The 21,261-nt window shown below is 69.4% G+C and carries 23 protein-coding genes; 6 read left to right on the top strand and 17 right to left on the bottom strand.

Going from position 1 to position 21,261, the window contains the following annotated elements; translation table 11 throughout:
• Positions 1 to 41 precede the first annotated feature (41 nt).
• Both ACWF82_RS33260 and miaB read right to left on the bottom strand, forming a co-directional pair.
• Entirely contained in the window at positions 42 to 617 is a 576-nt protein-coding gene (locus ACWF82_RS33260; RefSeq protein ID WP_379306273.1) for an Rv2732c family membrane protein, read from the bottom strand.
• 134 nt (positions 618 to 751) lie between these two features.
• Positions 752 to 2,296 (bottom strand): tRNA (N6-isopentenyl adenosine(37)-C2)-methylthiotransferase MiaB, encoded by a 1,545-nt coding sequence (gene miaB / locus ACWF82_RS33255; protein WP_452507535.1) that lies wholly within the window; start codon positions 2,294 to 2,296, stop codon positions 752 to 754.
• 223 nt (positions 2,297 to 2,519) lie between these two features.
• On the opposite strand from miaB, the gene ACWF82_RS33250 reads away from it, so the two are divergent.
• The 4 genes from ACWF82_RS33250 (at position 2,520) to ACWF82_RS33235 (ending at position 5,773) form a co-directional block, all read left to right on the top strand.
• Positions 2,520 to 3,248 carry an amino acid ABC transporter ATP-binding protein gene (locus ACWF82_RS33250; RefSeq protein WP_379306295.1) on the top strand — a complete coding sequence of 243 codons (729 nt, stop codon included), beginning with the start codon at positions 2,520 to 2,522 and terminating at the stop codon, positions 3,246 to 3,248.
• 33 nt (positions 3,249 to 3,281) lie between these two features.
• Positions 3,282 to 4,118, top strand: coding sequence for a glutamate ABC transporter substrate-binding protein (locus tag ACWF82_RS33245; protein WP_452507534.1), 837 nt, complete (start codon positions 3,282 to 3,284; stop codon positions 4,116 to 4,118).
• A gap of 93 nt (positions 4,119 to 4,211) precedes the next feature.
• On the top strand, positions 4,212 to 4,883 hold the full coding sequence (locus tag ACWF82_RS33240) for an amino acid ABC transporter permease (protein WP_379310902.1): 672 nt from the start codon (positions 4,212 to 4,214) through the stop codon (positions 4,881 to 4,883).
• The gene (locus ACWF82_RS33235; protein ID WP_452507533.1) at positions 4,880 to 5,773 is read left to right on the top strand and encodes an amino acid ABC transporter permease; all 894 of its coding nucleotides are present in this window, start codon (positions 4,880 to 4,882) and stop codon (positions 5,771 to 5,773) included. The genes ACWF82_RS33240 and ACWF82_RS33235 overlap by 4 nt, the downstream gene beginning before the upstream one ends.
• 68 nt (positions 5,774 to 5,841) lie before the next feature.
• Here ACWF82_RS33235 and ACWF82_RS33230 read toward each other — a convergent pair whose 3' ends face one another.
• The 9 genes from ACWF82_RS33230 to ACWF82_RS33190 all read right to left on the bottom strand — a co-directional run bounded on the left by ACWF82_RS33230 (position 5,842) and on the right by ACWF82_RS33190 (position 14,189).
• Complete coding sequence (locus ACWF82_RS33230; RefSeq protein ID WP_452507532.1) at positions 5,842 to 6,702, bottom strand: 3-hydroxyacyl-CoA dehydrogenase; 861 nt, start codon at positions 6,700 to 6,702, stop codon at positions 5,842 to 5,844.
• 110 nt (positions 6,703 to 6,812) lie between these two features.
• On the bottom strand, positions 6,813 to 7,793 hold the full coding sequence (locus tag ACWF82_RS33225) for a glycine betaine ABC transporter substrate-binding protein (RefSeq protein WP_452507531.1): 981 nt from the start codon (positions 7,791 to 7,793) through the stop codon (positions 6,813 to 6,815).
• Complete coding sequence (locus ACWF82_RS33220; RefSeq protein ID WP_452507536.1) at positions 7,790 to 8,554, bottom strand: ABC transporter permease; 765 nt, start codon at positions 8,552 to 8,554, stop codon at positions 7,790 to 7,792. The genes ACWF82_RS33225 and ACWF82_RS33220 overlap by 4 nt, the downstream gene beginning before the upstream one ends.
• A 322-nt stretch (positions 8,555 to 8,876) precedes the next feature.
• Complete coding sequence (locus tag ACWF82_RS33215; RefSeq protein ID WP_452507530.1) at positions 8,877 to 10,055, bottom strand: ABC transporter ATP-binding protein; 1,179 nt, start codon at positions 10,053 to 10,055, stop codon at positions 8,877 to 8,879.
• Positions 10,048 to 10,698 (bottom strand): ABC transporter permease, encoded by a 651-nt coding sequence (locus tag ACWF82_RS33210; protein WP_379310903.1) that lies wholly within the window; start codon positions 10,696 to 10,698, stop codon positions 10,048 to 10,050. The genes ACWF82_RS33215 and ACWF82_RS33210 overlap by 8 nt, the downstream gene beginning before the upstream one ends.
• 302 nt (positions 10,699 to 11,000) lie before the next feature.
• The gene (locus ACWF82_RS33205; RefSeq protein ID WP_452507529.1) at positions 11,001 to 11,183 is read right to left on the bottom strand and encodes a hypothetical protein; all 183 of its coding nucleotides are present in this window, start codon (positions 11,181 to 11,183) and stop codon (positions 11,001 to 11,003) included.
• A complete protein-coding gene (locus tag ACWF82_RS33200) occupies positions 11,180 to 12,121 on the bottom strand; it encodes a regulatory protein RecX (RefSeq protein WP_452507528.1) in 942 nt (313 codons plus the stop codon). Before ACWF82_RS33200 ends, ACWF82_RS33205 begins: the two co-directional genes overlap by 4 nt.
• 418 nt (positions 12,122 to 12,539) lie before the next feature.
• Positions 12,540 to 13,577, bottom strand: a complete 1,038-nt coding sequence (gene recA / locus ACWF82_RS33195) for a recombinase RecA (RefSeq protein WP_189024126.1) — start codon at positions 13,575 to 13,577, stop codon at positions 12,540 to 12,542.
• Positions 13,578 to 13,739: 162 nt separating this feature from the next.
• The gene (locus ACWF82_RS33190) at positions 13,740 to 14,189 is read right to left on the bottom strand and encodes a nuclear transport factor 2 family protein (RefSeq protein WP_452507527.1); all 450 of its coding nucleotides are present in this window, start codon (positions 14,187 to 14,189) and stop codon (positions 13,740 to 13,742) included.
• Between the two features lie 128 nt (positions 14,190 to 14,317).
• Here ACWF82_RS33190 and ACWF82_RS33185 point away from each other — a divergent pair, with 128 nt between their 5' ends.
• Entirely contained in the window at positions 14,318 to 14,833 is a 516-nt protein-coding gene (locus ACWF82_RS33185; RefSeq protein ID WP_452507526.1) for a CGNR zinc finger domain-containing protein, read from the top strand.
• 12 nt (positions 14,834 to 14,845) lie between these two features.
• Here the strand turns inward: ACWF82_RS33185 and ACWF82_RS33180 are convergent, their stop codons facing one another.
• The 5 genes from ACWF82_RS33180 to ACWF82_RS33160 form a co-directional block, all read right to left on the bottom strand.
• Positions 14,846 to 16,072, bottom strand: coding sequence for a tetratricopeptide repeat protein (locus ACWF82_RS33180; RefSeq protein WP_452507525.1), 1,227 nt, complete (start codon positions 16,070 to 16,072; stop codon positions 14,846 to 14,848).
• A 7-nt stretch (positions 16,073 to 16,079) separates the two neighbouring features.
• Positions 16,080 to 16,271 (bottom strand): DUF3046 domain-containing protein, encoded by a 192-nt coding sequence (locus ACWF82_RS33175; RefSeq protein ID WP_189024134.1) that lies wholly within the window; start codon positions 16,269 to 16,271, stop codon positions 16,080 to 16,082.
• Positions 16,272 to 16,340: 69 nt separating this feature from the next.
• On the bottom strand, positions 16,341 to 17,492 hold the full coding sequence (locus ACWF82_RS33170) for a glycosyltransferase (RefSeq protein ID WP_452507524.1): 1,152 nt from the start codon (positions 17,490 to 17,492) through the stop codon (positions 16,341 to 16,343).
• A gap of 77 nt (positions 17,493 to 17,569) precedes the next feature.
• Positions 17,570 to 18,280 (bottom strand): PIG-L deacetylase family protein, encoded by a 711-nt coding sequence (locus ACWF82_RS33165; protein ID WP_452507523.1) that lies wholly within the window; start codon positions 18,278 to 18,280, stop codon positions 17,570 to 17,572.
• Between the two features lie 29 nt (positions 18,281 to 18,309).
• Positions 18,310 to 18,486: a hypothetical protein gene (locus tag ACWF82_RS33160; protein ID WP_452507522.1), complete on the bottom strand. Its 177-nt coding sequence runs from the start codon at positions 18,484 to 18,486 to the stop codon at positions 18,310 to 18,312.
• Between the two features lie 202 nt (positions 18,487 to 18,688).
• Here ACWF82_RS33160 and ACWF82_RS33155 point away from each other — a divergent pair, with 202 nt between their 5' ends.
• On the top strand, positions 18,689 to 20,176 hold the full coding sequence (locus ACWF82_RS33155) for a carboxylesterase/lipase family protein (protein ID WP_452507521.1): 1,488 nt from the start codon (positions 18,689 to 18,691) through the stop codon (positions 20,174 to 20,176).
• Between the two features lie 49 nt (positions 20,177 to 20,225).
• On the opposite strand, the gene pspM is transcribed toward ACWF82_RS33155, so the two are convergent.
• The gene (gene pspM, locus ACWF82_RS33150; RefSeq protein WP_452507520.1) at positions 20,226 to 21,077 is read right to left on the bottom strand and encodes a phage shock envelope stress response protein PspM; all 852 of its coding nucleotides are present in this window, start codon (positions 21,075 to 21,077) and stop codon (positions 20,226 to 20,228) included.
• Between the last annotated feature and the right edge of the window lie 184 nt (positions 21,078 to 21,261).

Here is a 21,261-nt window from a genome sequence, read left to right as displayed (position 1 = left end):
CCCCCGACCGCTGGTCGGGGGTTTCGCTGGTTTGTGGTGGCTTATTCGCCGGTGAGGCGCTTGCGGTCGCGGTCCTCGGCTTCGCGGGCCGCGTTGCGGCGCTGCTCTTCGGCGGCGAGCTGCACGGCGGTGCGGCTCCAGACGACGCGGACCCAGTGGAAGGTGAGCACCATGATCGCGATGGTGCCCAGGATCAGCCCGATGCCGGGGCCCGCGCCCTCGTAGTTGCCGAGGCCGGGGGTCTGGCGGTGCCAGATCGACAGCACGCCGAACACGCTGCCGACGGCCGAGCCCGCGCAGGCCAGCCAGGCCAGTACCCAGCGGCGGGTGGTCAGAGCGAGCAGCGAGAAGCCGACACCGAAGACGATGACCAGCCAGACGAAGATCCGCGACGGCAGGCCGATGTGCTCGACCCCCGCGGCATCGGTGTCGAGCAGCACGTCGAAGCCGCGCGCGGTGCCCGCGGTCGGCAGCACCAGCGAGATCAGCAGCGCGAAGACCGCGCCCGCCACGACCAGCGCCCGCGCGCCGGGATCGATCTCGCCGGCGATGCGGCGTTCCACCGCGTCGAGTTCGCCGCGGAACTGTTCGAATTCCTTGTCGTCCACCCGGTTCACCGCGTCGTCACTCCTGTCCGCAGGCTGATCGTTGCCGGCCTCGTGTGCGCCGGGCTCTACTGTGCCATCCCCGGATGGGCCGCCCGCACCCGACCCACTACGACCGGTAGTAGGTTCGGGTTCGTCCGAACCGTTCACGCCGAACACCCGGTCGAGCAGCCGTCGACCACGGGCTCGACGACCGGGGCGCCGATCCGCGGCAGCCCGAGGCCGACACCGATCGGTTCGGTCTTGGGGGTGACACCACGCTCGTGCGCGTCGCCCGCCCTGGTGCGCCGGTGCGACTTGACCACACCGTCGGCGATCAGGTGGTGCGGCGCCGCCTCGGTGATGTCCACGGTGACGATGTCGCCGGGCCGGATCCCCGCGTCGGCCCCGGGCCGGAAGTGCACGAGCCTGCCGTCGCGGGCACGTCCGCTCATCCGGGCGGTGACCGCGTTCTTCTTGCCCGCGCCCTCGGCGACGAGCAGCTCCACCTCGGTGCCGATCAGCGCCTGGTTGGCTTCCAGCGACACCTGCTCCTGCAGCGCGATCAGCCGGTCGTAGCGTTCCTGCACGACCGCCTTGGGCAGCTGGTCGGGCAGTTCGGCGGCGGGCGTACCGGGCCGCTTGGAGTACTGGAAGGTGTAGGCGCTGGTGAACCGCGCGCGGCGCACGACGTCGAGGGTCTCCTGGAAGTCCTCTTCGGTCTCGCCGGGGAAGCCGACGATGATGTCGGTGGTGATCGAGGCATGCGGCATCGCGGCGCGCACCTTGTCGATGATGCCGAGGAAACGCTCCTTGCGATAGGAACGGCGCATCGCCTTGAGCACCCGGTCGGAGCCGGACTGCAGCGGCATGTGCAGCTGCGGGCAGACGGTGGGGGTCTGCGCCATCGCCTCGATGACGTCGTCGGTGAACTCGGCCGGATGCGGCGAGGTGAACCGCACCCGCTCCAGTCCCTCGATCTGCCCGGTCGCGCGCAGCAGCTGGGCGAAGGCGCCGCGATCGCGCGGCTGTTCCGGGTCGACGAAGTTCACGCCGTAGGAGTTGACGTTCTGGCCGAGCAGCGTCACCTCGAGCACGCCCTGGTCGACCAGCGCCTGCACCTCGGCGAGCACGTCACCGGGGCGGCGGTCGACCTCCTTGCCGCGCAGCGCGGGCACGATGCAGAAGGTGCAGGTGTTGTTGCAGCCCACCGAGATCGACACCCAGCCCGCGTACGCCGACTCCCGCTTGGCCGGCAGCGTGGACGGGAAGGCCTCGAGCGATTCGAGGATCTCGACCTGAGCCTGTTCGTTGTGGCGGGCCCGCTCGAGCAGCACCGGCAGCGAGCCGATGTTGTGTGTGCCGAACACCACGTCGACCCACGGCGCCTTGCGCACGACCGTCTCGCGGTCCTTCTGCGCCAGGCAGCCGCCGACGGCGATCTGCATGCCGGGACGGCCCTGCTTCACCGGCGCCAGATGGCCGAGGGTGCCGTAGAGCTTGTTGTCGGCGTTCTCGCGCACCGCGCAGGTGTTGAACACCACCAGGTCGGGAGTGTCCGAGGGCGCGGCCTTCACATAGCCCGCGTCTTCGAGCAGGCCGGACAAGCGTTCGGAGTCGTGTACGTTCATCTGGCAGCCGAAGGTGCGGACCTCGTAACTGCGCGCCTGCGTCGCCGCGCGCTCCGTCGCGTTCTGTCCGTTCGAATCCACCCGTCCAGGGTACGGGCCGCACTCGATGTGGTCTGCGTCGCGGTCGGGAGTCGCCCGTGGTACCGGCAGGTTACCGGCCGGTGTCGTTTCGGCGTGCCGCGACGGCGAGTCACGGAAACCCGGGCAAATCTCCGAAGAACGCCTAAGGTTTCTGACCATGACCGACGACGCCGCACCCGCGACCGGGAAAGCCGACGCCGCCGCCACTGCTGGCGCGCCGCCGATGATCTCGATGCGCAACGTGGACAAACACTTCGGTGACCTCCACGTTCTGCGCCACATCAACCTGGAAGTCCCCCGCGGGCAGGTCGTGATCGTCCTCGGCCCCTCGGGTTCGGGGAAATCCACCCTGTGCCGCACGATCAACCGGCTCGAACCGATCGACTCCGGCGACATCGCCATCGACGGTGTCGCCCTGCCCGCCGAGGGCAAGGCACTGGCCGCGCTGCGCGCCGAGGTCGGCATGGTGTTCCAGTCGTTCAATCTGTTCGCGCACAAGACGATTCTCGAGAACGTGATGCTGGCGCCGCTGAAGGTGCGCGGCATCAAGAAGGACGAGGCGCGCAAGCACGCCCTCGCCCTGCTCGACCGGGTGGGTATCGCCAACCAGGCCGAGAAGTACCCGGCTCAGCTGTCGGGCGGCCAGCAGCAGCGCGTCGCCATCGCCCGGTCGCTGGCGATGGACCCGAAGGTGATGCTGTTCGACGAGCCGACCTCGGCGCTGGACCCGGAGATGGTCAACGAGGTGCTCGAGGTGATGGTCTCCCTCGCCAAGGAAGGCATGACGATGCTCGTGGTCACCCACGAGATGGGCTTCGCCCGCCGTGCCGGTGACCGGGTGCTGTTCATGGCCGACGGCGAGGTCGTCGAGGACACCACGCCCGACACCTTCTTCACCGCGCCCGCCTCCGACCGCGCCAAGGACTTCCTCGGCAAAATTCTCAGTCACTGAGCCCACCCACCCATCACCAGAGAAGGACACTCGATGAGGATCAATCGTGCGATGCGGGTCGGAATCGGCGCCGCGGCACTGGCATTGGCTGCCACGCTCACCGCGGGCTGTGGCGGCGGTGACGAGGGGTCGGTGCTCGACCACGCCAAGGAAGGCAAGCTGACCGTCGGCATCAAGTTCGACCAGCCGGGCCTCGGCCTGCGCAACACCGACGGCACCTACAGCGGTTTCGACGTCGAGGTGGCCAAGTACGTCGCCGACAAGCTGGGTGTGAAGCCGGAGAACGTCACCTTCAAGGAAGCGCCGTCGGCGCAGCGCGAGACGCTGCTCGAGAACGGTCAGGTCGACCTCGTCGTCGCGACCTACTCGATCACCGACAAGCGCAAGGAGAAGGTCGATTTCGCCGGCCCGTACTACGTCGCCGGTCAGGATCTGCTCGTGCGCGCGGACAACACCGACATCACCGGCCCGGATTCGCTGGCGGGCAAGAAGGTGTGCTCGGTGAAGGGTTCCACCCCGGCCCAGAACATCAAGGACAAGTACCCGCAGGCTCAGCTGCAGACCTACGACACCTACTCGCTGTGCATCGAGGCGCTGCGTGGCGGCGCGATGGACGCGGTCACCACCGACAATGTCATCCTGGCCGGCTACGCCGCGCAGTCACCGGGTTCCTACAAGCTGGTCAACAAGCCCTTCACCACCGAGAAGTACGGCATCGGTATCAAGAAGGGTGAGACCGAGGCGCGCACCAAGGTCAACGACGCGATCGAGGCGATGATCGCCGACGGGTCGTGGAAGACCGCGCTGGAGAAGTCCTTCCCCGGCACCGGTTTCGAGATCCCGCAGCCGCCCACCGTCGACCGCTACTGATCGCCTCCGCCGCGGGTGGCCCGGGAGTTCCGGGCCACCCGCCGCGGTTGATGTCCTGCTGGCCCTTACACACCGATCGGAGGACGCGCGTCCGTGTTCGACCTGATCTCGAGGTATGACTCCGAAATCCTCGACGCCTTCTGGGTGACCATCAAGCTGACGTTCTTCTCCGCGATCGGCGCGCTGATCCTGGGCACCCTCGTCGCCGCCATGCGCGTGTCCCCCATCCCGGTCGCGCGCTGGATCGGCTCCGCCTACGTCTCGATCTTCCGCAACACCCCGCTGACGCTGATCATCGTGTTCTGCTCGCTCGGCCTGTACACCACGCTGGGCTGGAAGCTGGCCGGTGATTCGCTCTCGGACAACAACTATCGCTGGGCGATCGTCGGCTTGAGTGTCTACACGGCCGCTTTCGTGTGCGAGTCGCTGCGCTCGGGAATCAACACGGTGCCGCTCGGCCAGTCCGAGGCGGGCCGCTCGCTCGGCTTCGGTTTCGCGCAGAATCTGCGTCTGGTGGTGCTGCCGCAGGCCTTCCGCGCGGTCATCGCCCCGCTGGGCAGTGTGCTGATCGCGTTGACGAAGAACTCGACGATCGCCTCGGTGATCGGCGTCGGTGAGGCCGCGTTCCTGATGAGCGAGATGAACGAGAACGAGGCGGCGCTGCTCGCGATCGGCGCGATCTTCGCCCTCGGCTTCGTCATTCTCACCCTGCCGACCGGCCTGTTCTTCGGCTGGCTGGCCAAGCGATACGAGGTAGCCCGATGAGCGCAGCTTCGGTCCTGTTCGACGCGCCGGGCCCCCGCGCGCGCGTCCGGCATCACTTCTACTCGGTCCTGGTCGTCCTCGCGCTGGCCGCATTCGGCTGGCTGCTCTACGACGCGTTCGCCGATCAGGGCCAGTTCACCGCCGAGAAGTGGAAGCCGTTCCTGGAAGCGGGTGTCTGGGAGACCTACCTGCTGCCGGGTCTGCGGGGCACCCTGACCGCGGCGATCATCTCGATCGTGTTCGCGCTGATCTTCGGCATGATCTTCGGCATCCTGCGGTTGTCGGATCACCGATGGGTCCGCTGGATCGCGGGCGCGATCGTCGAGCTGGCCAGGGCGATCCCGGTGCTGATCCTGATGATCTTCCTGTTCGCCGTGTTCGGCGAGTACAAGGTCTTCCGCTCCGACGACCTGGCGCTGGCCGCGGTGGTCATCGCGCTGGTCATCTACAACGCCTCGGTCATCGCCGAGATCGTGCGCGCCGGTATCCGGTCGCTGCCCAAGGGCCAGACCGAGGCCGCGGTGGCGCTGGGCCTGCGCAAGACCCAGCTGATGCGCCTGATCCTGCTACCGCAGGCGATCACGGCGATGCTGCCCGCGCTGGTGTCGCAGATGGTGGTCGTGCTCAAGGACACCGCGCTGGGCTACCAGATCACCTATGTGGAGCTGGTGCGCGCCGGTCAGCAGGAGGGTGCGTCGCAGCAGAACACGATCCCCGCGCTGATGGTCGTCGCGCTGATCATGATCTCGCTGAACCTGGCACTGACCTTCCTGGCGACGACGCTGGAGAAGCGGCTGCGCTCCCGGCGCAAGAAGGGCGGCGGCACCGTGCTGGCCGCCGATTCGATCGTCACCGACGCCGCGCCCGGCGTGGACATCACCAAGAACTAGCTCGGCGAACACCGCGGGGCCCGGTACCGACCGGGCCCCGCGGTGTTGTGTGTGTCCGTCGAGCGGGACTACGCGGTGTAGCGGTAGAACCCCTCTCCCGTTGCGGCACCGAGCTTGCCCTTGTCGATGTAGTTCTCCTTGAGCCAGGCCGCGAGCTTCTTGTCGGAGTCTCTGCCGTTGATCAGGATGTTGTAGGGGGTGGTCAGGCCGACGATATCGAGGATCTGGAAGGGGCCCATCGGCGCGCCGGTGGCGATGCGCCAGGTCTCGTCCACCGCGGCGGGTTCGGCGTATCCGCCTGCGGCCAGCTCGATTCCGGAGTTCAGGAACGGCACCAGCAGGGAGTTGAGGACGTAACCCGCCTTCTCCTTGTGCAATTCGATCGGCACCATGCCGATGGCCTTCGCGAACTCGGCCACCGCGCGGAACACCGCCGGCTCGGTCTGCTCGGTGCCCATGACCTCGGCGGTGTTGAACTTCCAGACGTGGTTGGCGAAGTGCAGCGCCAGGAACCGGTCGGCCCGGCCGGTGTAGTCGACGATGTCGCTGGGCAGCAGCGTCGAGGAATTCGTCGCGAACACGGTGCGTTCGGGCGCGAGCGCACCGAGCTTGCCGTACAGGTCGCGCTTGATCTCGAGCACCTCGGGCACCGCCTCGATGATCAGGTCGGCCTCGGCGGCCGCGGCGGCCAGATCGGCGGTCAGCGTGATGCCCGCCGCGGTCGCTGCGGTGTTGCTCGCATCGGCACCTGCCACATCCTGCTGGTAGATCTTGGCCAACTCGTCGAAGCGGGTGCGGGCGGCGGTGAGCGCCTTGTCGTCGATGTCGTAGGCGGTCACGTCGAACCCGTGGAACGCGGTCTGGAAAGCGATCTGGGATCCGAGCACCCCCGTACCCAGAACGGTCACCTTACGGAATTCCATGGTCATACGTCATCCTCCCAGTCGGTTTCCGGTGTCACCACCGCCGTCCATCATGGCCCGGGAAGCTGAGTGCGTGACGAGAGGCTGGTAACAGTTCGGCAAACCGCCGCAGTGGATCAGCCCGCGGTGACCAGACCCTCGGCGACCATCCAGTCGCGGGCGACGTCGGCCGGTTCGCGGCCGCCGATGTCGACCTGTCGATTGAGTTCGGTGATCACCGCGTTGGTCAGGCGCGCGGAGATGGGCGCCATGATCGAGGCGACCTCGGGGTGGGCGTCGGCGAACGGGCCGTACATGACGAGCGCGGCGTTGTACTTCGGGAAGAAGCCGCGGTCGTCGTCGAGCAGCACCAGATCCAGCGCGGGGATGCGGCCGTCGGTGGCGGCGACCGAGCCGAACCGGCATTGCTCGGCATCGGCGGTCGCCTGGTAGACGAGCGCGTCCTGGACGATCTGTTTCCGCACCGCGCCGACATCGATGCCGTACTTGCGGGCCATCCCCGGGTAGCCGTCCTGGCGGACGTTGAACTCGGTGCCGACGCAGGTGGCGGCGGCGGCCGGGTCCTTCGCGATCAGGGCCGCGTAGTCCGACAGCGTGCGCACGCCGGTCTCCTCGGCGGTGCGCCTGCTCGCGACCAGTGCGTAGGTGTTGTTCATCGGCGCCATCGCGGCCCACACCATGTCGTGCTCGGCGCGATCGGCGTCGCGGACGAGTTCGAATTGACGCACCTCGTCCGGCTCGGGTGTCTCGTTGCCCAGGTAGTTGATCCAGCCGGTGCCGGTGTAGTCGTAGGCGATGTCGACCTGGCCGTGCAGCTGGGCGTCACGCAGGCTGTTGGAACCCTGGATATTGGTCAGGTCGCGCACATTCGCGCCCGCCGCCGTGAGCGCGAACTCGATCAGATAGCCGAGGATATTGGCCTCGGTGAAGTCCTTGGAGCCCACGGTGACCGCGACCCCGTCGAGGGCGGGCACGGCCACGATGCTGCCCGGCCCCACCGGCAGCGGCACCGAACTGCCCGACTGCAGACCGCAGCTCGCGAGCAGCAGCACACCGGCCACGGGCGCCAACCCGCGCAGCCATCGGGTGATCCTCACCGCAACCCCCTCGGTCCGAGGAACTGTTCGGCCAGCGCGCCCAGCCAGTCGACCAACAGTGCCAGTGCGACAGCGAGCACGGCACCCACCGTCAAGGTGACGGTGTCGCGCAGTTTGTAGCCGGTGTCGATCAGGATGCCCAATCCGCCCGCGCTTACCAGGAACGACAGCGTCGCGGTGCCGACAGCCAGCACCAGCGAGGTGCGCAGGCCTGCCAGGATGTAGGGCACCGCGAGCGGAAACTCGATGCGCCGCAACACCTGAACCGCCGACATGCCCTGCCCGCGCCCGGCGTCGATGAGGGTCGGCTCCACCTCCTGGTAGCCGAGGATCGTGTTGCGCAGCACCGGCAGCAGCGAGCAGAACGCGATGGGCGCGACCCCGATCCAGAACCCGGTGGTCCGGGTGACCAGGTAGCACAGCACGATCAGGCCGATCGCGGGCGCCGAGGCGCCGATATTGGCGATGCCGACGAAGATCGGTGCGAGCCTGCGGAATCCGGGCCGGGTGAGCAGCGTGCCCAGCGGCACGGCGACCGCGACGACGATGAGCACCACCGCTGCGGTGATCAGGATGTGCTGCCACGTGACCTCGGCGATATTGCCGACACTGATACTCGCCTGCTGGGTGAGGGTGAGGTCGCGCCGAAACGCCCACACCAGCACGCCGACGGTGAGAACAAGCACGATGATCGGCTGGACCAGCAGTCGCCAGAACTCCCCGCGCCGCTGCGCCGCGGGCGCCACGACCGCTGCGGGCATATCCACCATCGAACTGGGCTGGACGGAGACAGGATTCGTCACGACGCGGCTCCCCCCACTCGTACCCCCGCGATCACAGACCGGAACGTCCGCCGCTGACCGAGCGAGCGGTGCGCGACCAGCAGTCTCGAACGGGAGGCGGAATCCGGTCCGTCATCGGCCCGCATCTGGGCGATCGAACGTGACTGAGCAGCGGCCGGATCCGTCACAGCGCGACCATTCCTGGCCGGGGCTGAGCGCTCCGGCGCCTGCCGGGCGCAAGCCATGCGGTGCCGCCGCTCAGGGCGCTGGTACGTATCCGGAGTCCGGTCCTGCGCCGCGGTCATGTCTGCACCTTCTCGGGTGGGCTTGCGGCAGCCAGGTGACTGATCAGCGTGTCCACGGTGACCACTCCGGCAAAGGCGCCCGCCGTGTCGACGACGACCGCGGAGGCCGTGCGTTCGGTCAGCAGGATCGCGAGCGCGTCCTGCAGGGTGGCGTCGGCGGGCAGCGTGGCCTGGATCGGTGCGCCGAGGTCGCGCAGCGAATCCGCGTGGGCGAGTTCGCTCGCCGGGACCCGGCGCACCGGTCGGTGCTGGGCGTCGAGGACGATGCCCCAGTCCTGTTTCGCCGTGTGCAGGCGGTCGGTCAGATCGGCCGGTGCGGTGTCCTCGGCGACCGCGATGCCCTGGTCCAGGTCGAGGTCGGCGAGGACGGCTAGGCCGAGGCGGTCGATGGTGGCGGTGTTGCCGACGAAACCGGCGACCGTCTCGTCGGCGGGGGCTGCCAGGATCGCCGCGGGGGTGTCGTACTGGAGGATGCGGGACCGGTCACCGAGGACCGCGATCCGGTCGCCCAGTTTCACAGCCTCGCCGAAGTCGTGGGTGACGAAGACGATGGTCTTGCCGAGTTCGCCCTGCAGGCGCAGCAATTCGTCTTGCAGGAGAGCGCGGGTGATCGGATCGACGGCGCCGAACGGCTCGTCCATCAGCAGGACCGGCGGGTCGGCCGCCAGCGCCCTGGCGACGCCGACGCGCTGCTGCTGACCGCCGGAGAGCTGGCGTGGGTAGCGGTGGCGGTAGGTGGCGGGGTCGAGGCCGACGAGGGAGAGCATCTCGTCGACGCGGGCGCTGGTGCGGCGCCGGTCCCAGCCGAGCAGGCCGGGGACCGTGGCGATGTTCTTGGCCACGGTCAGGTGCGGGAACAGGCCTGCCTGCTGGATGGAATAGCCGATGCCACGGCGCAATTCGTCGGCGTCGATGGCGGCGGCGTCGCGGCCGCCGATGGTGACGGTGCCCGAGGTGGGTTCGATCAGCCGGTTGATCATCCGCATGGTGGTGGTCTTGCCGCAGCCCGACGGCCCGACCAGGACCACGATCTCCCCGGCCGGGATGGTCATGCTGACCTCCTCGACCGCCGGATCATGCTGGTCCGGATAGCGTTTGGTGACCCGGTCGAGCACGATCTCGACCCCGGAGACCGCGGCGGCCGCGGCGTCGGTGCTGGTTGCGGTGTCAGTCACGGATTCCCCTCGAGATGGTGAGCCGGCCGAGCAGCATCAGGATGCCGTCGAGTGCGAGTGCGAGCACGACGATGAGTACGGTCCCGGTCAGTGCCTGGGGCACCGCGTTCGGGCTGCCGAGGCGCGAGAGTCCGGAGAAGATGAGATTGCCGAGGCCGGGGCCCTTCGCGTAGGCGGCCAGGGCCAGGATGCCCATGATCATCTGGGTGCTGACCCGCATCCCGGCCAGGATCGACGGCCATGCCAGCGGCAGTTCGATCGCGGTCAGCAGCCGCAGCCGGTTCATCCCGACCCCGCGCGCGGCATCGACGACCGCCGGATCCACCGCCGACAGCCCGAGCACGGTGTTGCGCAGGATCGGGAGCAGCGCGTACAGCACCAGCGCCACGATCGTCGGCCCGACCCCGAGCCCGAGGAACGGAATCAGCAACCCGAGCAGCGCGAACGAGGGCACGGTGAGGATCGCCCCCGCCGTAGCGGTCGCGGCGGCGGAACCGAGCGGACTCCGGTACACCAGCACCCCGACGATCACCGCGACGATCGTCGCCAGCACCAGCGACTGCACCACCGCCGACACATGCAGATACGAATCGACCAGCAACTGCTCACGCCGGTTCACCACGAACGACCACAACGCGTCCAGGGTCCACCTCCCCGTAGTTCGGCAGCCACACCAGGCCCTGTCCCCCGGAATGCCCACCCCGACACCGGGTGAAACACCCCGTACCCACACCCCGCCGCAGCGCGCGACGCTCGAATCCGCCTGCGCGAAACCAGGTTTCACCGGCGCCGAATCATCCTACGCGCCACATAACCCCTGCGTGGCGGTTCGAGCCCACCGCCCTCGCCGAGGATCTACTCGTTCCGCGGCGATCAGCGCACCGCCACTATCCCCACGAGCGGATCCATCGGTGCATATCGACGCCGCGCTCCGTCCTTGATCATCTACATCTGGACCGTATCCGGTTCCCGCCAGGCGAACTCGGCGGCCTTGGCCAGGATCGCCGGGATATCCGCGCGATTCAGCGCGCCCGCCCGCAACCAGGCTCCGTTCGTCCGCAGCCAGTCGCTGAACTGGTCGACCAGTGGCTCGGAGACCGACAGCGGCATGGTCGTCACCCGGCTCATCGCTCGGCCTCGGCCAATTCGGCTTTCACCACGTCGTAGGCGACGGAGGCGCTGTAGCCGCGGCGGGCGAGCATGTCGACCAGGCGGCGGGTGACCTTGGCGCGGTCGAGATCGGTGGGCATTGCGCGGAGTTTGCGGCGGACCAGATCGGCGGCGGCCTGCTCGTCGCCGGGGACCGGTCTGCGCGGGGAACGGCGGTGGGCCATCGGGTCCGGGGACTCGGTGTCGTCGGGAGCTTCGTCGCCGGTGTCGGCCGGCGCGCCGACCCCGCGGGACCACCGGGCGCGGGTTCGCCGCGGGATGTCGCCGTCGTCCTCGGACCGCCCCACCGGCGACCCGGTCGCGTCCGGATCTGGCCCGAGCGGGCGACGAGGCTGAGCGGGTGCCTGGGTGAAGCCTGCCTCGTCGAGGGCGGTGGTGACGACGGCGAAGGCGGTGGACTGGTCGTAACCGCGGCGGGCGAGCATGCCGACGAGACGGCGGACCGCCTTGTCGCGGTCCAGGTCTCGCGGCAGGGTCTGGAGTTTGCGTCGGACCAGGTCGGTGGCGCGGGCGCGCTCGGCGTCGTCGGTGACGATGGCCAGCGCGTTCTCGGCGTCGGCGGGGGCGACGCCCTTGTCCCGGAGTTCGCGCTGCAGCGCCCGCTTTCCCCGGCCGGAGTACGTGTGGCGCTCGTGCACCCACTGTTCGGCGAAGGAACTGTCGTCGATGAGGCCGACCTCGGTGAGCCGGTCGAGCGCGGCCGCGGTCACCTCGAGCCGGAAACCCTTCTCCCCGAGGCGTTTCTCCAGCTCGGCACGACTGCGGGCGCGCACGGCCAGCAGATTCAGGCAGGCGTCTTTCGCCTGATCGACGGTGGCCTTGGGACGGTCGCCCGGGGCGAGCCGGCGTGTGCCGGCCCGCCGATCGGGCTCTCCCGGCTGGGATCCGGCCGCCACCGGATCCGCCTGTCGTCCATCGTCACCACCGACTCCGGTCGACAGGGAGTCTTCGTCGCGCCGGGCGGACCTGCGTCCACGCCGGGCGCGGCGGGGTCGTGCCCCGCTCCCCCACTCTTCATGATCATCCCCAATCCGCGCAGCGGAATTGGGTGGATTGTCACCATCGGCGAATCCGGTCGGGTGCGCGCGCTGCGGATCGCCCGCACCCGACCGAATTCCCTGCGCGTCCGGATCGGCTCGTTCGTCACGAGCCGATCGGACGAGTTCAGCGGCCGCTCCCCGCCCACGATCCGCGGACGACGTCAGCGCCTGCGGCTCGACCTCGATGCCGAGGCGAGCCAGCTGCCGTCGCATGTCCTCGACCGGATCGGCCGAGTCGCGGCGTGCGCGGCCGGGGTTCGGCGTGCGCATCGGCTCAGAAGTCGGCGGGCGCGTCGGCCTCGGCGGTCAAATCGGCGCCGATGCCCAGCTTCTCCTTGATCTTCTTCTCGATCTCGTCGCGCACATCGGTGTTCTCCAGCAGGAACTTGCGGGCGTTCTCCTTGCCCTGGCCCAGCTGGTCGCCCTCGTAGGTGTACCAGGAGCCGGACTTGCGGATGAAGCCGTGCTCGACGCCCATGTCGATGAGCGAGCCCTCCTTGGAGATGCCCTGGCCGTAGAGGATGTCGAACTCGGCCTGCTTGAACGGCGGGCTCACCTTGTTCTTGACGACCTTCACGCGGGTGCGGTTGCCGACCGCGTCGCTGCCGTCCTTGAGGGTCTCGATACGGCGCACGTCCAGGCGCACGGAGGCGTAGAACTTCAGCGCCTTACCACCGGTGGTGGTCTCCGGCGAGCCGAACATGACGCCGATCTTCTCGCGCAGCTGGTTGATGAAGATGGCGGTGGTGCCCGAGGTGTTGAGCGCACCGGTCATCTTGCGCAGCGCCTGGCTCATCAGGCGGGCCTGCAGGCCGACGTGGCTGTCGCCCATCTCGCCCTCGATCTCGGCGCGCGGTACCAGCGCGGCGACGGAGTCGATGACGATGATGTCGATGGCGCCGGACCGCACCAGCATGTCGGCGATCTCGAGGGCCTGCTCACCGGTGTCGGGCTGGGAGACCAGCAGCGCGTCGGTGTCGACGCCCAGCTTGCGGGCGTAGTCGGGGTCGAGGGCGTGCTCGGCGTCGATGAACGCGGCGACACCACCCGCGGCCTGGGCATTGGCCACCGCGTGCAGCGCGACGGTGGTCTTACCCGAGGATTCCGGGCCGTAGATCTCGACGACGCGACCGCGCGGCAATCCGCCGATACCGAGCGCGACGTCGAGCGCGATGGAGCCGGTCGGGATGACGGAGATGGGCTGGCGGGCCTCCTCGCCCAGACGCATGACCGCGCCCTTGCCGAAGCTCTTCTCCACCTGCGCCAGTGCCAGCTCCAGCGCTTTGTCGCGATCGTAGGCCTGCGGTGCCATGATGTGGTCCCCTTCTCGAGGTGAGTGTCTCTCTGGTTGGCGCCCACAGTAGAGGCCGGCACCGACAAGTTCTGGCGCCCAGATTAGTCGAACACCCATTCGAGTCAAGCGACGCGCCCACCCAACACGCGAGGACCCGCAAACCCGGCGCACATCCGCCGGCTACTGCTGCGGCAGCACCGTCTCGTCACCCTCGGCGCGCGGCCCGAAGATCCGCCGCTCCGATTCGCCGATGCGCACGTCGTTGATGCTGGCCTCGCGCCGCGCCATCCGCCCGTCCGGCGCGAATTCCCACTGCTCGTTGCCGTAGCTGCGCCACCACTGCCCGGTCTCGTCGCGCCATTCGTACTGGAAGCGCACCGCGATGCGGTTGTCGTGGAAGGCCCACAGATCCTTGCGCAGGGCGTAGCCGTTCTCGGTCGACCATTTGCGGGCGAGGAAGTCGACGATCGCGACATGGCCGGTGAAGAACTCGTCGCGATTGCGCCACACCGAATCCTCGGTGTAGGCGGCGGCGACCCGCTCGGGATCGCGAGTGTTCCAGGCGTTCTCGGCGGCAAGAACCTTGGCGCGGGCGGATTCGAGGTCGAAGGGTGGCAGTGGCGGTCGCACAGTGGAACCTCTCCCGGAAGAATAACTATCTATTCAATGTTGACAGGTTAGACAGTAGGGCGACCGGGCAGCACCGTCAACCCGTGAAATCGTGACAGTGGTTAGGAGCGGAGTTGGTAACCTCAGGCATGCGCGATCCCCGTCCGCACACCGGCGAACCACCGGCTCTCGACCTGCTCAACACCCGATGGGCGGGCACGACCCCGGGTGATCTGCTCACCGATCTCGACGGCCTGCGGTTGTGGCTCGAGCTCACCGGGCTCGCCGACCGCGTCCCCGTCGACGAGCACACGCTGACCGCGCTGCACGCGGCGCGCGACGCCGTCCACGCGGCCGTCACCACCGCCGACCACGCCGCCCTGAACCGGGTGCTCGACCGCGGCCGTATCCGCCGTGAGCTCACCGACGACGGCCCGCGCGACACCCCGGAGGTCGCCGACCCGGCCTGGCTGCCCGGCTGGCTCGCCGCCGACAATCTGCTGCACCTCATCGTCGAGGCGCCGCACCGCATCCGTCAGTGCGCTCATCCCGACTGCGTGCTGTTCTTCTTCGACACGTCCAAGAACGGCACCCGCCGCTGGCATTCCATGGCGACCTGCGGCAACCGCACCAAGGCCGCCCGCCACTACGCCAAGAGCAGCTGAGCGCCGATCCGCTCAGAACAATTCGTCGAGCAGCCGGTAGTACTCGAGCTTCGCGCGATCGGGGCCGGTCAGCCCGTAGGCGGTGAAGAACGCCACCACCGCGTCGATGCCGAAGTCCTCGGCCAGATCGCGTTCGGCGAGGGCGAGATCGCGATAGCGGTCGGCCACGCCCAGCGCCGCGACATCGATCAGCACGCCACCGGCCAGCACATTGCCGGGAGTGAAGTCGCCGTGCGCGACGACGAGATCCTCGTCGGAGGGGCGCTGCGCCACCAGGTGCTCGTGGATCGCGGCGGGGGTGAGCTCGCGATGGTCGGCGTCGAAGTCGGCGGTGTCGACGAAACCTTCGACGACATTGCGGCGCGCCTGCGCCAGGGTCACCTCGAGGCTCCCGTCGAACGGGCAATCGCAGACCGGCAGCGCGTGCAGCGCGCGCAGGGTCTGCCCCATCAGCGCGCCGACCTCGGCCGGGTCACCGGCGAGGTCGGTGAGCGACCGGGCTTCGGCGTCGGCGAGCACCAGGATGTCCTCGGCGAACGCCGCCACGGTTGGCACCGCGATGGCCTTGTCGCGCAACCAGTTCAAGCGATCGTGTTCGGCGACGGCTCGCGGTCCGCGTTTGATCCAGTACCCGCCCGAACGCGAGAGGTTGCCGCCGCGGCCCTCGTGCTCGTCCGACCACGCCGGCACCGGCCCGAGCAGCTCGGCGATCTCGGGCGGTAGCGGCAGTGCCAGCTCGTCGAGGTGGTCCAGCGCCGCGCGGGTGGATTCGATGAGTTCGGAGTCGCCGTCGGCCACCCGCAACCGCATCGCCTCGTTGAGCAGCTCCCGCGCTTCCCGCGGGCGGTGCTGTTCGGCCAGCGATTTGCCCAGGTGGTGAGCGGCGAAGGAGACGAGATCGGGATCGAGGGCGTGGCTGGCCTCGAGGGCACGCCGGTACAGGATCTCGGCGTTGGTGGGTTCGCCCTGGTAGCGGTACACGTCGGCGAGGTTGATCCAGACGGTGATCCGCCGCTGCTCGGTATCGGCCAGTTCCAGCGCCTGATCGAGCCGGTCCAGGGCCTCGTCGTGGCGGCCGAGCAGCATCAAGGCGATGCCGAGCCTGCGTAGGCCACCGAAATCGTGGGGGTCGGCGACCGCGACCCTGGCCGCGAGCGTCTCGGGGTCTGCCGGGATCATTCGCAGCCGCTCGTCGAACCGATACGGCCGGGTGTCCGGGTTCTGCGCTGTCACTGCCATGACCTGCTCACCATCGGGTTCGGGGAACATCGAAGTCGGCGCAGAGTGCGCGCCACACATCACGCGGATCGACACCGGACTCGATCGCGGCCGCGCCTGTCCGCCCCAGCGCCGGTATGACGTGATCGGCCAGCATGGCGTCGGCGCGCGCCACGCCGAACTCGGTGTGCATCAGCTCCTGGAATTCGGTCAACCGCACGAAGCCCAAGATACTCGCGCTCGGTGACACCCGACAGTGCCACCGGAGGGCAGGCCGACCCGGCGGGCGCTACCGCTTCGCGGCGTCGTGGCAGATGTCGACCGGATCCTCGACCCGCGACAGCCCCGCGGCAGCCTCGCGGGCCGCGGCGGCGTAGGCCGGGTCGTCGAGCACCTGCCGCACCGCCGCACCGACCGCCTCCGGGGTCAGCGGGCGCACCAGCACCGAACTGCCCTGCCGCACCGCGCGATTGGCCAGTTCCCACTGGTCGCCACCGCCCGGAACGGTCACCACCGGAACCCCGGCGGCCAGGGATTTGGCGAGCAGTCCGTGTCCACCGCCGCCGACGACCACCGCGGCCTTGGTGAGCAGTTCGTCCTGGCGGCCCAGGCCTGCGGTGGCCCAGCCGGGCAGGTCGGCCGGTGGGGTGTCGAGCATCGAGATGGCCGCGCGCACACCGAGTCCGGCCAGCCCTGCCAGAACAGTCTCGGCCATGGCGGCCACCCCGGTGTGCGCGGTCGACGGCGCCACCATCACCAGGGGCGCCTCCCCCGGCGGCACCGGCAGGATCGCGTCGGTCGGTTCCCACAGCAGCGGCCCGACGACATGGGTGTCGGCGGGCCAGTCCGGCCGGTCCAGCTCCAGCGCGGGCAGCGTGGCGACCAGCCGCGCGGTCGGACCGGGATCCTCGGCGGGCAGGCCGATGCTCTCGCGCGCGGCCGAGCGCTGCCGGGTGCCCACCCGGACCGCGCGCGCGGTCATCGTGCGCAGCACTCCGTCGCGCACCCGGCCACGCACGCCCTCCCCCGGCGCGAGCCCACTGCCGATGGGCGGCAAGGCTTTCGAGGGCAGGTACAGCGGATGCGGTGACAGTTCCACCCAGGGCAGCGTCAGCCGTTCGGCCGCCATCCCGCCGCCTGCGGTGAGCACGTCGGAGACGACCAAATCCGGCAGCATCGCGCTGAGTTCGGGGAGGTTCTCGGTCGCGATGTGGGCGGCGCGCTCGTGGATCCGGGCGCCGGCGTCGGTGTCGTCGTCGGTGGGGCGTGGGGCCAGCCCCTTGAGCCTGCGCACGCTGATTCCGGCGGCCCTTGCCGCGTCCAGCCAGCGTGGACCGGTGAACAGCACCGGCTCGTCGCCCGCGTCCAGCAATCGCAGGCACAACGCGATCGCGGGAAACGCATGCCCCGGATCGGGCCCGGCCACCACAGCTACTCGCATGCCGCCAGACTGCCATATCCCTCGACATGGTCCACCGCGCCGCAGCGAGATCGGCGTGTGACGGCCGAGCGGTGCGATCAGCCCGCGAAGGTGAACAACTCGAAGCCGACCGCGTGCGCGGCGGGGAACCCTTCCTTGGGACCCGTTGCGCGCACGACGATCTCGTCCACCTGCTGCTCGACCGGCACCGAGCTGAGCACCTGCAGATAACGCCGGTGCGCGGACAGCGAAGCCCGCGCCTGCTCCAGGTGGGCGCCGACATCGACGGCGTGGGTCATGACCGGCCCGACCACGGCCGCCCAGCGCGCCGACCACGGTGCCAGATCGGCGATCTCGGGGAAGATCCACTCGTTGCCCGCGTCGGAGATGGCGTCCATCGCCGAGCGGCCGACCGCCCGGTGATCGGCGCTGTTGACGAACCCGGGCATCCAGGTATCGCCGAAGTTGAACAGCACCACCATCTCCGGGCGGTGCCTGCGCAGCGCGGCGGCCAGTTCGCGCCGCAACGCGAGCCCCTCTTCGATCCGGCCGTCGGAATGGCCGAGGAATTCGACGGTGTGCACGCCGACTTCGCGCGCGCCCGCGATCTCCTCGACCTCACGCAACGGCCCGGCCTGCGCGGGTGGCATCCCCGCGATTCCCGCTTCACCGCGGGTGACGAGCAGATAGCGAATGTCCTTGCCCTGCGCGGTCCACCGCGCCACGGCGGCGGCCGCGCCGTATTCGATGTCGTCGGGATGCGCGACGATCACCAGTCCGCGCTGCCAGTTCTCGGGTACCTGATCCACCCGGCCCATGCTAAGCGCAGACGCGCGGATTACGGCTTGGTGAGCGTGGTCTTGTCGCCTGCCCCGGACACCGCCTTGTACAGCAGGTACAACCCGGTACCGATCGCCGCGATGACAAGAACCGGCAGCAGCGCCTCGATCAGCGCCCCGAGGATCCAGAACGCGATCAACGCGACTACGACGATGCCGATGACTTTCCAGACCATGATGTGCTCCTCGCCAGTTCCGCGACCGCCGTCCGGCGATCCGACACCTTCGATGCTGCCACCCAGGAACCGATAAATCACCAGGTCAGCACCGATATCGGGGGCGATTTCAGGGTTCACCCCGAGACCGTGTCCCCGCCAAACGGCCACGTCGAGCCCGGACAGGCGCCCATAATCGGGGCCTCAGCGCGAGGAGGAGTCCATGGAACCCATCGTCACGATCGCGAGCGGCGCGGTGCGCGGCCGGACCGAGGCAGGCGTCACCCGTTTTCTCGGGGTGCCCTACGCGGCGGCGCCGGTCGGCGCGAAACGCTTCCAGCTGCCCGAGCCCGCGCCCGCCTGGGACGGGGTGCGCGAGGCCACGGACATGGGCGCCACCTGCGCGCAGTCGCCGTATCCTGCGCCGATCCACGCCCTGATCGGCAGTGACGGGATTCCGGGCGAGGAGTACCTCAACGCGAACGTGTGGACCCCTGATCCGGCGGCGAGCGGGCTGCCGGTGCTGGTGTGGATTCACGGTGGCGCGTTCGTGCGCGGGTCCAACGCGCGCGCGATCTACAACGGTGCGGCGTTCGCGCGTGACGGCGTGGTGATGGTGTCGATCAACTACCGTCTCGGGGTCTCCGGGTTCGCCGCGATCGACGGCGCGCCGCTCAATCGTGGTCTGCACGACCAGCTCTTCGCGCTGCGCTGGGTCCGCGAGAACATCGCCGCCTTCGGTGGCGACCCGGACAATGTGACCATCTTCGGGGAGTCGGCGGGCGGGATGAGTGTGGCGGCGCTGATCGCCGCGCCGCAGTCGACCGGGCTGTTCCGGCGGGCGATCATGCAGAGCGGCAACGGGTCGGTGGCCGCCGACGCCGAGGACGCGCGCCGGGTGGCGGCCGCGCTGGCCGACGAGCTCGGCATCGCGCCGACCGCGGCCGAGTTCGGCGAGCTCGGACCCGACGAGCTGCGCACCGCGCAGAACGCGGTCGCGCTAGCGATGATGACCGACCCGGATCCGCAGCGCTGGGGCGCCTCGGTGATCGTGCAGGGCATGGGCATCATGAGCCTGTTCCCGGTGATCGACGACGACATCGTGCCCGGCGCGCCCACCGCGGTCCTCGCCGAGCATCCGGAGCGCGCTGTCCCGCTCATCGCGGGCACCACCGCCGACGAATTCCGGTTCTTCACCGTCCCCACCGGCATCACCGCCGCCGTCACCGCCGACACCCTGCCGTTCGTACTCACCCGCTACGGCATCGATCCGGCCGTCGCGCAGACGTATTCGGTCCAGCGTCCGGACGCCACGCCCGCCGAGATCTTCAACGCGATCCTCACCGACTGGTGCTTCCGCGCGGGCACCTTCGACTTCGCCGAGGCCAATGCCGCCGGCGCGCCGACGCATGTCTACGAATTCGCCTGGCCCACCGGGCTTCCCGGGCTCGGCGCGTGCCACGTGCTCGAGGTGCCGTTCGTCTTCGACGCCATCGACGACGCGCATTCCCTCACCGGGCCGAACCCGCCGCAGTCGCTGGCCGACGAAATCCACGCGGCCTGGGTGGCATTCGCGACCAGCGGCGATCCCGGGTGGGCCACCTTCGACGGGAAGACCAAGCGCGTGCGCGTCTTCGACACCCCGGAATCGTCGACGGTGGAAGACCCCCGATCGGCCGAACTCGACGCCCTGCGCCAGACCATCGCCTGACGAGAAACGGCCCCGTCACCGGGGCCGTACATCGTTGTCCGTCTGGCGGTTATCGCGGGCCGACGGGCCGGTCGGCCAGATCGGCCAGTGCCTGGGCCCAGCCGTCGAGACGGTCGGCGGCCTCGCGCAGGTCCGCGACGATGCCGTTGAACTGATAGGCGACCACAGTGTCCTCGGGAACGGCGAGAATGCGGGCCGCGGCGGCGACCAGTTGCTCGTACTCGAGCACACCGGTCTCCAGGCGCGCGAGCACACCGGTGACGGTGGTCTTCAACGCGGTCACCGTCTCGGGGTTGGCACGGCCGACGGTGTCGGCGGCCTGCTCCATCGCCACGACATCGGCGGCCAGCGCGTGCAGCGCGGCCGCGCCGGAGCGGGCCGTCTCGAGCAGATCACGCAGCTCGTCCTCGGGCAGGCGACGGGTACGGGCGATCTGGGCGCCGAGGCCGTGCAGCGCGCGTTCGGCGCGGATCAACCGCTGGATCGGGCCACGGGCCACCGAGCGCAGCCCGGGTGACCTGCGCGCGACGAACGCCGCCTGCGGCAACGGCTGACCGCGCAGCTGCAGGTACCGCCGGGCGCTCAACGCGGTACCGGTCACGAAAGCGACAGCGCCGCCGCCGATGACGACGACAGCCCAGGCGGGCGCCGACACCACGGCCAAGCCGACAGCGCCGACAGCGGTGACACCCGAAGCGGTGCCGAGCTGAAAACTACGCCTGCGAGCCCGCCGCCGACGGCGCAACTCGCGCTCACGCGGGTCGGCCCAGCGGCGCACGGCCACCATCGCCTGCTCGCCGACCTCCCGCAGGGTCGCGGGGAAGCCACCGGCCGCGCTGGGGCGTTCGAGCGCCGCCGGATCGACGATCTCGGCTCGCTCGCGCCGTGCTCTCCCGCTCATATCCTCATCCTTCCGCCGCGACGAAATGCCCGCAGCGCCCCAGGTTTACCACCGACCCCTGACAAGAAGCCGAGACCGCATCGCATTCCCAGCCCCGCACGCCCCGACCTCGAGGAGGGGCAGGCCGACACAGTCGGCCGTCGCGGCCGTCCCGGCGATCAGGCGCCGTTGCGTAGGCGACGAA

The organism is Nocardia sp. NPDC055053, assembly GCF_053608285.1.
This window is presented reverse-complemented; position numbering and strand designations above follow the sequence as displayed.